The organism is Cupriavidus sp. 05T313, from assembly GCF_056396665.1.
In genome coordinates this window covers 35,455-48,277 of record NZ_JBFTLX010000022.1, presented here as the reverse complement: position 1 = coordinate 48,277, position 12,823 = coordinate 35,455, and the positions used below count along the sequence as shown (strand labels likewise).

Here is a 12,823-nt window from a genome sequence, read left to right as displayed (position 1 = left end):
GCCACTGACTGCGTTTCGTCTCCGCGAACACGAAGGCTTCGTCTATGTGTATGACTTCAACGCGTGGTGGCGCCACGAGATACGGGTGGAGCGGCGTAGGCTGCGGCAACATCCTGGCGGGCTGCCACGTTGCGTGGCCGGTTGCGGGCGTTGCCCGCCAGAGGACATGGGCGGGATCGGGAGCTATATGGAGGCCAGTGGCGAACGCAGTGAGTATGAGTTCCTCGATTGGCTCGAGTCGCTGCGCGAGGAGCCAATCGTGTTGGAAGACTTACGCGTTGAGGTCGGCGGGTGGCTGACTTGGCTGGATCGTCGCTTTGACCGTCAGATCGTCAATGATCGGTTGCGAGAGCTCGAGGGGTAGACTGGTCGCCGCAGCTTCCAAGGGAGGAGGGCGGCCATGCGTATCAGCTTGCAACTTGTAGTGCAGGACGATGGAGGCGTGCCAGCCACCGTCACCGAAATAGCCCAGTTCGACAGAGACGGGCTTGATGTGGGCTCGCTGGGCCCGCATCTGGAGGAGGCGAAATCATTRCTGGGTCGGCTGCAGCGCACGATGGTCGCGGCACAGGTTGTTGAAGTAGTTGCCCGGACCAGCGTTTGTCCCACGTGCGGTGCGCAGTTGGTTTGCAAGGGCCACCATCACTTGGTCTTCCGGAGCGCGTTGGGGCGACTGTCGATTGACAGTCCCAGGCTGTATCCCTGTCGGCTGTGCCAAGGCGACGCCCCCACCTTCAGTCCGTTCGCTAACTATTTGCCCGAGCGGGTCAGTCCAGAACTGCAGTATCTCGAGGTCAAGTTTGCAGCGCTGATGTCCTATGGCCTGACCGTCAACGTCCTGCAGGAAGTGTTGCCGCTCGATCATGTGCTGGCAGCCAGTTCGATCCGGCGCCAGGTCACCGGGCTCGGTCGCCGGCTGGAAGCGGAACAGGCCACTGACGCCCGACGGCACGCGGACGTGGYCGCGAGCGTCGGTTCGTCCGACACCCCGGAGCCCAGTCCGGTCCGCGCCGTCGGCATTGACGGCGGCTACCTTCGGCCGGCCGGCCACCGGTGCCGGCAGGATGGCTGGTTTGAAGTGATCGTCGGGAAGTCAATGCGYGATCAGGATGCCGGCCATAGTTTTGCCTACCTGCACAAGCTTGAGCACCGGCCGGCCGGCTCGGCTTTGGTGACCGCGGTGAGTACGTTCTCGATTGGTTCCACATCGCCATGCGGGTATCCGTGATGTGCGACAGCGTATGCAGGCCCTCGTACATCAGGTAGTACGCCGCCATCGTCATCAGCGCGATATAGCCCGCGTTCTTCGAGAACACCACGCCGATCATCAGCGCGAACGGCACGGCCGCCAGCACGAAGGCTACCGGCGCAAAGGGCGGAAACAACAAGGCGCGCCAGCGCTTCTGGCCTTTGTACTCAAGCGTCAGATGTGTGAAGAAGCGATGATGCACCGCGCAATGCCGTTTATAGATCGCGCTGAACAAGCGCGTCGGTCGATGCAATATATAGCGGTGTGCAGCCCACTCGGCCCAGTCTTGGCCGTGCTACGATTCTTTTGAACAACTGGAGAAGGCTATGGATCTCCAAGGCTTCACGTACTACAAAGATCACTGGTATGAGGCATGCGCAACGTCCCCAACCGGTGGGCCCTGGCAGGGCCAGGTGACGATCTGTGCAAAAGCGGCGGACGGCAGCTCGATCAAGATCTTCGAGCACGAGCCTGTGCCTGGGCAGTACTTTTCCGAAGGTGAGGCGTGGCAGCATGCGCGCGACTATGCAGAGAAGCTGATAGACGAAGGCCGGGCGAACCCAGGCGCTCACTGATTCGCGCACCGTAGCACCATTCTGGTCAGCCACACTGCGTGCTACGGTCCTCCGAAATTCGGGGGCCGGGTATATATGGACGGCGCTGTCAACTTGCCGATAGCGAGACAAGGCAGTGGCACGCGCACGCACTGCTACAAATCCGGACTGCCGTGCTCAATGACCAGCTCCGATCGCACGTGGAACGATGGTATCCCTCCATCGCCAGAGCAGAAAGCCACCGCATTGCCGCTTAGTCAGCCCCCGCTTTGGGCGCTCTCGTAGTCGCCAAGAAATAGGTTTGAAAACCAATAGACTGCGGGCTACCGAGAGAGGTCATGGCCCCTCCACGATGGGCAGACCGATCGGAATTTTGGGTAATCGAATGGAAAGGGCTTCCCCGTCCCGAGGCTGCGGCGGAAGCCGCAAGTCGGCATTGAGGTGCCATGATGGCGTGTCGAAACGCCATCACGACCACAGGAGGGGAAGCCCCATGTCCATTGTTACCGTGGGTATCGATCTGGCCAAAGACGTGTTTGCCGTTCATGGGGTCGATGCGGCAGGCAAAGCACTTCTCGTCAAGCCGAGAGTTACCCGTGATCAGTTGGCCATGCCCCTACGCACGCGTCGTGATGAGGCATCTGGCACGGGATCGGTGCGCGGRTCGGTCCCGCCGTGCCATTTTCCTGCGCCCGCAGCCTGATGCAACTTCCGTGAGCTATGGCATAGATATTGCGTGGGCGACACATAGGCCAACGGCGGCCTTGAAACAATCTGGCAAGTCGCGATGACACGCTCCGAAAAGGAGCATCCCGGGCAACGGCGCCCCGGAGCGAAATGTTCACGAATCGGACAACCGGTTTGCAAGCATCTCGCTTCGGGGCGCTTTTTCTTTGCCGGTCAGCGCGGTGCGCGTCTGCGTCGACACTACCTGCAAGGCATGGCATGAACGCTTTCTCTACTCAGTCACCCGAGGCCGAAGTGTCCGCCGAAACCATCGGCGGATTGATCAACCTTTCCGGAAGGCAGCGCATGCTGTCGCAACGGATCGTCCTCCAGATATTGCTCGCTTCGCGGGGGGACACTGCCGCGCTCGATATCGCACGCAAGTGCCTGTCAATGTTCGAGTCGGCGCATTCGGATCTCGTAACGGGCAATGAGCGTTTTCCCGGCGCATTCTCCGGCGCTTTGCAGCAACTGTACTTTGGTAGTCCACGCGCTGACGCGCGTATCCGTGAATTCATCGCCCAGGTCAGAACAGCGATAGACGCACCACTGGCCGACACCAGCCGGCGAGCGCCATCCCTCGACGTGCTGGTGGCGCAGGCCACGCCAATGCTTGAACTGCTGCAGACCGTCACGCAGGCCTACCAGGAGGAGATGCACCGTTGCGAGGTCGCTGTGCGCAAACGCCACACCGACCTCGTCGAGCGCCTCAGCGGTATTTCTTTGCAGGCGAATATCGTTGCAATGAATGCGCGCATCTCGGCGGCACGGGCGGGAGAGTACGGCAGGGAGTTCGCGGTGATCACGCTGGTGCTTGCGGACATCATCAAAGAGATGGATCAGCTGATCCGACACGTCGTCGGCCCGAGCGATGCGTCCAAAGGTCCAATCAAAGTTTAACGCGGAGACACCCTTGAAACGTTACCTCTGTTCCTTCTGCTTGGTTGCCTGCAGCGTCCTGGCGCTGGCCTTGGCCGGGACCGCTTCGGCCGAAACGCTAACGATCAACGCGGCGATCAACAAGGCGGGCCGCCAGCGCATGCTGTCTCAGCGCATGGCCAAGGCTTACTGCCAGGCTGGCCTCGGTGTTGAAGTCGAACGTTCGAAGAAGGTCCTCGAACAGTCCGTGGCGCTCTTTGACAAGCAGCTCATGGAGCTGAAGGCGTCCGCGCCCACGCCGGAGATCAAGGACACCTACGCCAGGCTCGAGCAGACATGGATTCCCTATAAGCAGTTGCTGTCCGCTGGCGATCCGAATCTCGATAGCGCGAAAGCAATCGCAAGAATGAGCGAGGACATGCTGAAGCTTGCGCAACAGGGAACCCTCCTGCTCGAGAAACATTCCGGCACCATGATGGGTAAGCTGATCAACGTTGCCGGCCGCCAGCGGATGCTCTCGCAGAGAATTGCCAAGATCAGCATGTTCCGCGCCTGGGGCATTAACTCCCCCCAGATGGCGCAGGATCTGGACACGGCTACCAGGGAATTCGCAGCCGCGCAGGAACTCCTCACCGCGGCACCGCAAAACACAGAGGCAATCCGTCGCGAACTGCAGCTTGCCGGCTCTCAGTGGCTGTTCTTTGAAGAGGCACTCAATCAGACCGGGGTCAGTCGCGCGGAACAGTTGAGAAACATCGCCACGACCAGCGAGCGTATTCTTCAGGTGATGGATGACGTCACCAGCATGTATGAGGGGATGCCCAAGTAACGTGGGAGCGTGAACGAGCTATGCCAGACGCGGCTTTACAGGCAGCCACGCTTGCAATGCCTGCCAGGCGCACAGCCTTTCCGCAGCGACGGCAGGTCCACGCGGGTCAGATCGCCCACCAGGCGCCAGAACTGATAAGAACGACGCGGCCGATACCGTGTCGTTCTGTGAGGCTGTGAACTGGATGCCGAGGGCCAGGCCAACTTGTCCGCGCACGCGCGTCGCGCGGGGGGTCCCCCAGCTCTAGGGGTGCTCGAGCGGCAGTTGCAGGAGTTGCGTACCCAATTCTCGACGGAGCTGGAGTGTACCCGCGATCGGTATCCATCGCGCAGGAGCGGGCCAGCGCTACCGAGCGCCGCGCACTGCGGGAGATCGACCAGCCAGAATGCCGAGCAGGCGCTCGCGGAAATTGCGCGCTGAGTTGGCGGCGGTGCAGGCGAGGGCGCGGCGTTTGATATACTTTCACGATAGTGAAATAATCGGGAGAGCAGCCCCAGTGCTGGATCTCCCAGTCTCCCAAATCTCCGGACCTCCCCCAATGCCACGACCGCTAGCCGATGCCGCGCCACCATCGCGGGCTGCCATCCGCACCATCGACCAACTGGGTGATCGCATTCGGGCGACGCGGGTTGCCGAGGGGATGCCAATTGACCAGGCGGCCAGGCATTGCGGCGTTTCCGTCGGCATGCTGTCCAAGCTGGAGAACGGCAAAGGGGTGAATCTGGAGCACGCACTACGCGCGCTGGAAGGACTGGGTTTGACGATGCTCGTTGTCCCAAAGGCGCACGTGCCCCTGCTCGAGCAGGCCGCCACCCACGCGGCCAAAGCCTCCCAGCTCGCAATGAGGGCGGATGGCACCCACATGGAAGACGCCGATGCCCAGTACTTTTGAGCGGTCACGCTAAGCGAATCAAAATCGCCGGCGGCGGGAACCTCTTCGCCGATCAGTTGGCAGTGGCGGCTTTCGCAGTGCGCGGCAATTCCCGTGCTATTGGCTGGTAGCTATGACTACAGAGCGCGCGTCCTGAAACAGCAACGCGCGCAGATATTACTCGCTGCCTTCGTTTTGTGATGCGGCCCAGTCGCGTATTGCCTCCGCAGTTCGCCCGCTTCGGCACCACCGACCCAAGTGGCCAGTTGATGCCCCTTCTTGACTGGGTAGCGTCGACAACGGTAGCAAGCAGAGCCGAGGGGGGCGGGGGGGCGGTGCTAGATGTGAAGAAGGTCCAAGTCGTGAATCGTCTTGTCGCCTGTCCTGCGTGAACCTGCCCACTTGCGTAAGGTTTCGATGTTGTCGCGAATACGAAGCGCTTCGTTCCGGAGAACATCTCGGCGCCAGATTTCTTCGTCGCCGCGAAACAGTTGCACCGTAAAGTGCGGGACGTCCCAGTCGGTCATCTTGGCAGCGAGAGGGCCGTCGGCGTGGGAATGGACTGACAATTCTAGAGGGTGAGATTCAATCTTGTATAGGATATCTGCAGCAGGCACGACTCCGCTAACGTCGACGCCGTTGTGGTGTCCCACAAGGGAAACTTGACGGCCGGAGACGGGAGTGAGCACAAGATCGTCGAGTAGCAGATGGGCCTGGACGCATAGCTTGTACCGGTTTCGCAGGGCCACAAGAAGTGAGAGCAGTGCGGCACCGATGACCGCAGCCAATACAAGCGCCTCTGTCATATCCATACCGTTTCCTCACATCGGCTTCTGGCTACACACAGCGAAGTGTAGTTGAGGAACGTGTGGTGCGGCGAGTTCTGCGCTGCTTGGGGCAGATCATGACGTCCCCCCGTTGGAAATGTGCCAGTGCAGCATTGACCGTCTGGGGCGACCGTGCTTTGGATGGGCACATTTCGCTGTCTGCCTCGCTAGCCTCGACGTAACAAGGTAACGATTCAAGCAGCTTCAGGGGGGGGCGTCGACCAGCTTTATCCGCGCGCTACCCAGCGACTTGCGGCTGAGTCGAGGCCACCCGCATTTCCTTGCGATACCGGTCCCAAGCTGACGGGTAGAGGGTGGAGGCGACGGCCTATTCCATCCATGTTGCATCTTCCTCCTGCATTAGCCGCCCGCGAGAATGTAGTCCCCCAGCTTTGTTGCCTTTTCCTCCAAGCCCTCCAACTCAACTGCAGACACCTCTCTCAATTCAAATTGACCGGGAAGCGCGGCAAGCCCCGGTCTTCAGAGGCTGTCGCAAAAGGTACAAATCGAGACAGTTTAGCTTTGTAAGTGCTTGAATTGTCAGGGCGAAAAAAGCCGGCGCGCTCGGCCGTGTACCCTATTGCGACAGCCTCTTCAGGCCGGGGAAGGATAGCGCGAATGCCGAAGGCGTCCTTGACAACGCTTGATCGATGATACGATCAATTTATGCAACGACTCCAAGCCTTCAAATTCGAACTGATGCCTAACGGCGAGCAGCACCGCGACATGCGCCGCTTCGCCGGTTCGTGTCGCTTCGTGTTCAACAAGGCCCTGGCGTTGCAGAAGGAGTGCTACGAGCAAGGCGAGAAGAAGCTAGGCTATGCCGGGCTGTGTCAGCTACTCACTGCGGATGGCGACACAGCGCCGATACGTCGTGGCTGAAGGATGCGCCAGTGCACCCACTCCAACAAACGCTCAAGGACTTGGAGCGCGCCTATACCAATTTCTTCGCCAAGCGAGCGGATTTCCCTTGCTTCAAGAGAAAGGACCAGCGCGACAGCTTCCGCTACCCCGATGCCAAGCAGATCAAGCTGGACCAGGCAAACAACCGGATCTTCCTGCCTAAGCTGGGCTGGCCGCGTTTCCGCAATAGCCGCAGCGTGCTTGGCATGGTGAAGAATGCCACGGTCAGCCTGTCATCCGGCAAGTGGTTCGTGAGCATCCAGACCGAGCGCGAGGTCGACCAGCCTGTGCCGCAGGCCGGCAGCGCGGTCGGCATCGACATGGGGATCGTGCGCTTCGCCACCTTGAGCGATGGCACCTTCCTCACCCCGCTCAACAGCTTCAGGCGACACGAGGCGGCACTGCACCGCGCGCAGCAAGCCATGAGCCGCAAGATCAAGTTCAGCAAAAACCCGGCGATCAATGCCGTCGGCGACTGTATGTACCGAGTGGATACCCAATAACCTCGGAAAGCGCTGGTTAGTGGCGCGTCCCGTGGAAAATCCATTCGCGAGGCAGCGGAGTCATTAAATCACGCCGCCCCGCATGCGACTCGCTAATACCAAGAGCTGCCCACAGTTGGGACGCGCCGATTCCATCGGCGCTGCGTTGAACCTGTTCGGCTCCTCGACTGGCGGCTCCACCGGGTCACGGCGTGCGGTATTACCTGGCGATTGCGGGGCGCTGGTGTCGGCTAGGCCGTGAATTGCCTCACGCGGGGCCGGTAGAAAGCCGGATATACGGAAAGTTCATTAGTTGTCACACTTTGCGAGTTGGCGAGCCGCCACGCATCACAATAGTAGCGGCGCCATAACGGAGCGTCATCATGCTTTGGGTCGCGGTGTTTATCCTGTTTCTGCTCGTCTCGCGGGCAGTCTACTTACATTGGCACGTGGCGGCCATGGCGTTGGTTCGCCGCGACGCGTCTGGATGGCTCAGCCATGAGGTGCGGCGGCGTGTTTCCTTGGTAGCAGTTCCCGGACACGTTTCCACCTACCCCGTACCGAGAGAGGAGCGCGTCCATGTCGTTCGGCTCGCCGGTGTGGTCCTATGGCATTCAGAGCTGAGCATTGCACTTCCGGACGAGGCATGCTCGCATCTGGGGGATATTTCGCCGCAGGAGTTCGATACCCGCTCTCCCAGTTGGCTGCAGTTGGGCCCTCCGACGCACGGTGCTTAGTACGAGCGTGTCGAACAAGGATCCCAACTGGCTGGCCCGCAGGTCCGCTTTTGAAGTTCTAGACCGTCCGACATCCTGCGCTCCATCGCCAAAAAAAGCGCTCGCTGTCGTGTAGACACGGGCGCTGAAGGAGGGCAGGTCGCGAACTCCTGCCCTTGAAATTTGCATGCTTTAGGCTTGATGTTCCGGTTGGCCCTATCGCACCACGAGTGCATTGGCCACGACGGCTCCGACGTGGCAAGTCACTCGCGTTCAGGACGTTTCGCACATTGCACTCACAAGTAAGACGCCGGATCCGATGCGAGTGGATAGTGCGGGCACATCAACAGACCAGCGGCGGGTTCTTCACTCCCGGCACGCAATGGTCTTGACGATAAGTGCGCGGTGCATGATGAGTTGCTTGAGGCTGTCGCGCATGTCGCCTAGGAGCTTCTCGGCGCTTTCGCTATCTGTACCCTCCCGCTTCAACTGCGCAATGCGCTGCTCCTGTGCCTCAATGCGTTTCCCGGCGCGTTCGATGGCACTATCCGTTTCGTCCAGGTCTTCTAACTCCTCCTCTATGTTTCGCGTGGCCTCTACGCCTGGTTGCATGATGGACTCCATGCTGATGCTGATGCCTCGGTTTTAGGTCAGGAATGAAGGCGTCGCTATCAGGGTGCGTCCTACAGCCTGCGGAGCATCTCCGATGGCTATTCCACGGGTAGCTTCCAGGTGGGGCCGGACTATTCAGCGACCTTCGCCCGGGGCGCGCGCGGTGCCGCCTCCACATCCATCAACTCGGCCGGTAGGGCCACATGAAACTTCGCGCGCGCTCGGGATCCCGGCAGGTCAGCCAGTCGTCGCGCCAAGCGCGCCGCATATGAACTGCGGCTGGAATGACTTTAGCAGGCCGCGACTCTCAATTTCCGCCGTGTTGGGAAATGAGTTCTATGCCTGGTGGTAGGCACCTTAGAGGGATAAAGGGGTGTAGGCGCAGGGAGATGGCGCCTAGACCCTGGAATAGCAACAAGGGGGTCCAATCTGCTGCCACTGTTAATGATAATGCGTCGCATCAACAACTAGTAACCCACTAGCGATGGGCGCGCGACGGAGGGCACTTCGGCGCCGGCGCGCTCGGTGGCATGATTGGTTCTGTTGGGCGGTACTTCCGTTTTAGGCGTGCCGGCAGGACGGCGCCATAGGCATCGTCCGACTTGCGTGCGCGGCGTCTATAAAAAAGCACCCGCGGCCAGGAGGAAGCGGGTGCTGAAGGGAATGCGGGGCAATCGCGTTTGCCCCGTGTCACTCTAGTGGAGTTAGGTCCGAGAGAACATAACTCTCTCGATGGGATGCGCAAGGCTATTCGGCGGCTTTGGCCCTCGGTGCGCGTGGGGCCGCATGAAGCTGCGCGCCCGCTCCGGATCCCGGCAGGTCAGCCAGTTGTCCCATTCCGCCCGCGGCAGGATGACGATCATCCTCTTTTCCTTGCCCGGAGCATGGAAGCGGTTCATCAGTGGATGCTTGTCCGAATTGATGGTCAGCATCGTGAAGCTGAACACTTCGGCGCCGTCCACGCCCGGCCACGCGCGCCCTTGGCGCCGCCGCCTAGGCCCAAGCATATGCCGAAGGTGGTGTATTCGCGGCGAATCATCATGCGAACACCTCGGTTTTTTTCTGACTATTCTTTGCAATTAAAGTTGGTCGGTGCTGGTAGCCTGTTTGCCCCCAGCGCCTGCATCCAACTGCCGACCAATGACCACTGTTCTCGCCATTGCCRTAGCCTGCGGCGCATTTCTCAGGCTCTGCTTCGCGTCACCCTATGAAGGGGCGTTCGGGCTGGAGCGCTGTGACATAGGCGGCTTCAGCGATGCCATGGACCAGGGGTGCGATAGTGGCAATGACGGACAATGGCCGGGCGCTCGGGGTATGGCTGAGGATGATTGATATGTCTTGCATCCCGTTTTTCACTGTTTCTTACAAATGAGCGGGATTGCGACCGATATACTCCCGCGCTAGTCCCCAGATAAAAATAGCCATGAAATCCATTCTTTTGTTGCTGATCGCCTGTGGCGCTTTACTTAGCGGCTGCGCCGTGCTTCCTTACGGCGACGGCCAAGGCAATGGCTGCCCTCCCGRGCAAGCTAAGAAAGGAAATTGCCGGGTTGACCAGTACGGGAACGAGTCCTTCTGTCCGCCTGGCCAGGCGGACAGAAGGGCCGCTGCTGATTTGAGCGAGGCGATCACTTCGGTCTCCTTTGGCTGGACACAATCCGCATGACGATTTGGTGTCAGTCTAGTAGGCCAAACGGATGATATCGGCAGAGATAAGGATTAACCTCGAAGCCGTGTGACGTCAATTCAACGTGTGAGAAAGCCGGTATCGGGGGCGGACCGCAATGCCAAGAAATGGCACGAAAAAATTTCTTATATCTGAGGTAAAGAATTTTTAACTTCACGTAGACTGATGGGGTAGTCCTTGCTGCCACCCGCGTATCGCTTCCCGGCGACGCGGGTTTCTTTTCGGTCAATAGCGCGCGAGAATTTTCTCGATGTTTGGCCTACACTTTCCAACCATGAGTAGCACTTAACCCGGCGTTGCTGCTGGGGCTGTCTTGGCTATGGACATCTACCAACTGCATCTTGTTTCCGCGGGCATTGCCCCCCCGTGGCTTATTGAGGGACACAGAGTCCGCGTTCCTGTCGAAGGCAACCATGTGAACCTGGATGGGAAACAGCTCGAGGTCTATGGTCGTCGTACCGCAAGCGGAAGGGTTCGAACGGGACCGATCGGACTTGCGTCGGGAACCCTGGTCGAAGTCTGGTGCGATATCAATGGATTGTTCATGTGTGCACGGGCGGATGACGTAGACCGGGTCCGTGCTGCCAAAGCAGCGAGAGAAGCGGCAGAACAAGCCGTCCTACGGGCGCGCGAAGAGGACCTTCGCGTTCGAGCGCAGGCGTTTAACGATAGCCTTGCGATTCCCTTCAGGTGGGTGCCAGGTGCAATCGACGTTGAATCTAGTCTTTTGCACGGGACGCAAAGCGACGAAGAACAGCGCTTGGCCAACGATGTTCACATCTTGCTGAAACAGGGCTTTCGCGATGGGCGTCTGATGCGCAGCGCTGGCGATTTTCTTTGCATGCGTTCGCGGCGATTGGACGGTACAAATTTAAAGGTGCGAAAGGCGGAGATGCATGTCGAGGTCTCCTGCAAGGACTGCCTTACAGTTTCGAAGCGGTGGCGCAGCGACTAATCGATGTTACTCGACGAAAGCCGAGTTTTTCACCCTCCGCTGGACATGAGTAAGTCTACCTAGCTTCAGAGTAGGGCAGTAGGCTAAAAATTCCGCTAGATCTTTGCGTCGCCGACACATTCGCATCTGCCGGGACGTTACTGGAAATGGTGGACTTCTCCCCATGGAATTCTCATTTAGTTGGGGGAAATTTGCAGGGAATTTTCCGCTGGGTCAATTCAAAAGGGGGGGGCACGCGAAAACTTCCACCTCTCAAGTGATTGATTAAAAAGGGTAATTCTGTGCAAACCGCCAGATTTTGCAAGCACGATTACCCCATCGCGTGCGCGAGGGCTTGCGCAGCGTGGCCGGCGGCAACGGCAACCCCGGCGCCGGAGCCATCACCGGAGTAGCGTCCGCGCCTCGCGCCGGTCAGCCCTTCATCATCGCCACCAACACCTCGGCAAACTCCAGCGACAGGCGCGAGAGCGGTTCGGACTGCACGTTGAAGATCTGGACCGAGGCATTGACCTTGGTCCGGATGGGAATCGCCACGATATTGGGCCAGTCCTGCCCGAACACGGTCATGGCATCAACCAGCGCGATGCCGGCGCCCGCCTGCGCCAGCGCGCGCGCCACGTGCGCCTGCTCCACCTCGATCCGCATGTCGATGTCATCGCTATCGCTGCCGAACATCTCCCGCACCAGCAACCCGAACGGCATGTCCGCCCCATAGCCGATCAAGGGCTCGCCCGCGAGCTCTGCGGGACGCACATAGCTGCGCCCGCTCAGCCGGTGCCCCGCGGGAACGAGGGCGACCATCGGGTTCTTCACCAGCAGGCGGGATTCCAGATTGGGGTGCGTCAGTGGCATGTTGGACACGGCCAGCTCGGCCTGGCCGGAGAGCAGGGCGCGCAGCATGTTACCCGGAATCTGCGTGCGCACGACGATGCGCACTGCCGGATGCACGGCGCGGAACGAGGCGATCGCGCGGGGCAGTACCGTCTGTCCGAGGTTGGGGCTGCACGAGATGCGCAGGCTGCCCGTGCGATTGGTGGCCAGGTCCTCGGCGATTTCATTGACGCGCTCGATCCCTTCATACACGGCATTGACCTCGCCGAGCAGGCGGCGCGCTTCCGGCGTCGGGTACAGGCGCCCCTTCACGCGGCGGAACAGTTCCAGGCCCAGGCGCTGCTCGGTGTGCGACATCAGCCGGCTGATGGCGGGCTGCGACACATACAAGAGTTTCGAGGCTGCGCTGATCGATCCGGTGAGCATCACGGCGCGGAACACTTCGATCTGCCGGAGGTTCATTTTCATGATTTCATACCATTAACGTGATGTTAAGTCCTACGGACATATAAGCATATGACAGTAAGGGCACCGCTGCCTACACTTGGTTCTGACAGCGCACTGCAACGCGTGCTGGCCGGCCCGGAACCGCTCATGGTGCATCGTGCACCAATGCAGCGACAGTCGCGCTCGGCGCGGGCACTGCGATGGGGATGCGCAGCCCGATGCGCGCGGCCCTGTTCCATGCCGGTGCATCGATCC

The 12,823-nt window shown here is 60.0% G+C and carries 10 protein-coding genes and 4 pseudogenes; 9 read left to right on the top strand and 5 right to left on the bottom strand.

Annotation, left to right across the window (positions count from 1 at the left end):
- Together AC1DKD_RS08065 and AC1DKD_RS08060 are read left to right on the top strand one after the other, a co-directional pair.
- Positions 1-364: IS1096 element passenger TnpR family protein (locus AC1DKD_RS08065; RefSeq protein ID WP_441632691.1), on the top strand; the 364-nt coding region annotated here is incomplete at its 5' end.
- A gap of 36 nt (positions 365-400) precedes the next feature.
- Positions 401-1,221 (top strand): annotated as a pseudogene (locus AC1DKD_RS08060) (ISKra4-like element ISBte1 family transposase); the annotation flags it as partial.
- Here the strand turns inward: AC1DKD_RS08060 and AC1DKD_RS08055 are convergent.
- Positions 1,218-1,535, bottom strand: a pseudogene (locus AC1DKD_RS08055) (sterol desaturase family protein); the annotation flags it as partial. The pseudogenes AC1DKD_RS08060 and AC1DKD_RS08055 overlap by 4 nt on opposite strands.
- A 40-nt stretch (positions 1,536-1,575) precedes the next feature.
- On the opposite strand from AC1DKD_RS08055, the gene AC1DKD_RS08050 reads away from it, so the two are divergent.
- The 5 genes and pseudogenes from AC1DKD_RS08050 to AC1DKD_RS08030 all read left to right on the top strand — a co-directional run bounded on the left by AC1DKD_RS08050 (position 1,576) and on the right by AC1DKD_RS08030 (position 5,129).
- Positions 1,576-1,824 carry a hypothetical protein gene (locus AC1DKD_RS08050; RefSeq protein WP_441632689.1) on the top strand — a complete coding sequence of 83 codons (249 nt, stop codon included), beginning with the start codon at positions 1,576-1,578 and terminating at the stop codon, positions 1,822-1,824.
- Between the two features lie 472 nt (positions 1,825-2,296).
- Positions 2,297-2,410, top strand: a pseudogene (locus AC1DKD_RS08045) (IS110 family transposase); the annotation flags it as partial.
- Between the two features lie 338 nt (positions 2,411-2,748).
- The gene (locus tag AC1DKD_RS08040) at positions 2,749-3,429 is read left to right on the top strand and encodes a methyl-accepting chemotaxis protein (protein ID WP_477111974.1); all 681 of its coding nucleotides are present in this window, start codon (positions 2,749-2,751) and stop codon (positions 3,427-3,429) included.
- Positions 3,430-3,442: 13 nt separating this feature from the next.
- Positions 3,443-4,237, top strand: a complete 795-nt coding sequence (locus AC1DKD_RS08035; RefSeq protein ID WP_441632685.1) for a type IV pili methyl-accepting chemotaxis transducer N-terminal domain-containing protein — start codon at positions 3,443-3,445, stop codon at positions 4,235-4,237.
- A gap of 538 nt (positions 4,238-4,775) precedes the next feature.
- Complete coding sequence (locus AC1DKD_RS08030; RefSeq protein ID WP_441632683.1) at positions 4,776-5,129, top strand: helix-turn-helix domain-containing protein; 354 nt, start codon at positions 4,776-4,778, stop codon at positions 5,127-5,129.
- Positions 5,130-5,446: 317 nt separating this feature from the next.
- On the opposite strand, the gene AC1DKD_RS08025 is transcribed toward AC1DKD_RS08030, so the two are convergent.
- Positions 5,447-5,920 carry a hypothetical protein gene (locus AC1DKD_RS08025; RefSeq protein ID WP_441632681.1) on the bottom strand — a complete coding sequence of 158 codons (474 nt, stop codon included), beginning with the start codon at positions 5,918-5,920 and terminating at the stop codon, positions 5,447-5,449.
- 681 nt (positions 5,921-6,601) lie between these two features.
- On the opposite strand from AC1DKD_RS08025, the pseudogene AC1DKD_RS08020 reads away from it, so the two are divergent.
- A pseudogene (locus AC1DKD_RS08020) lies at positions 6,602-7,290 on the top strand (RNA-guided endonuclease InsQ/TnpB family protein); the annotation flags it as partial.
- 1,112 nt (positions 7,291-8,402) lie between these two features.
- Here AC1DKD_RS08020 and AC1DKD_RS08015 read toward each other — a convergent pair.
- Both AC1DKD_RS08015 and AC1DKD_RS08010 read right to left on the bottom strand, forming a co-directional pair.
- Positions 8,403-8,648: a hypothetical protein gene (locus AC1DKD_RS08015; RefSeq protein ID WP_441632679.1), complete on the bottom strand. Its 246-nt coding sequence runs from the start codon at positions 8,646-8,648 to the stop codon at positions 8,403-8,405.
- Between the two features lie 704 nt (positions 8,649-9,352).
- Complete coding sequence (locus AC1DKD_RS08010; RefSeq protein ID WP_441632677.1) at positions 9,353-9,610, bottom strand: SOS response-associated peptidase family protein; 258 nt, start codon at positions 9,608-9,610, stop codon at positions 9,353-9,355.
- 1,044 nt (positions 9,611-10,654) lie between these two features.
- Between AC1DKD_RS08010 and AC1DKD_RS08005 the strand changes: the two genes are divergently transcribed.
- On the top strand, positions 10,655-11,290 hold the full coding sequence (locus AC1DKD_RS08005; RefSeq protein WP_441632675.1) for a hypothetical protein: 636 nt from the start codon (positions 10,655-10,657) through the stop codon (positions 11,288-11,290).
- 411 nt (positions 11,291-11,701) lie between these two features.
- Here the strand turns inward: AC1DKD_RS08005 and AC1DKD_RS08000 are convergent, their stop codons facing one another.
- Entirely contained in the window at positions 11,702-12,589 is an 888-nt protein-coding gene (locus tag AC1DKD_RS08000) for a LysR family transcriptional regulator (protein WP_477111975.1), read from the bottom strand.
- Positions 12,590-12,823: the final 234 nt, after the last annotated feature.

Excerpts from the sequence above, each read along its gene's own strand:
- AC1DKD_RS08050 (WP_441632689.1), top strand. The coding sequence starts at position 1,576 with ATGGATCTCCAAGGCTTCACGTACTACAAAGATCACTGGTATGAGGCA.
- AC1DKD_RS08040 (WP_477111974.1), top strand. The coding sequence starts at position 2,749 with ATGAACGCTTTCTCTACTCAGTCACCCGAGGCCGAAGTGTCCGCCGAA.
- AC1DKD_RS08030 (WP_441632683.1), top strand. The coding sequence starts at position 4,776 with ATGCCACGACCGCTAGCCGATGCCGCGCCACCATCGCGGGCTGCCATC.
- AC1DKD_RS08025 (WP_441632681.1), bottom strand. The coding sequence starts at position 5,920 with ATGGATATGACAGAGGCGCTTGTATTGGCTGCGGTCATCGGTGCCGCA.
- AC1DKD_RS08015 (WP_441632679.1), bottom strand. The coding sequence starts at position 8,648 with ATGCAACCAGGCGTAGAGGCCACGCGAAACATAGAGGAGGAGTTAGAA.
- AC1DKD_RS08005 (WP_441632675.1), top strand. The coding sequence starts at position 10,655 with ATGGACATCTACCAACTGCATCTTGTTTCCGCGGGCATTGCCCCCCCG.
- AC1DKD_RS08000 (WP_477111975.1), bottom strand. The coding sequence starts at position 12,589 with ATGAAAATGAACCTCCGGCAGATCGAAGTGTTCCGCGCCGTGATGCTC.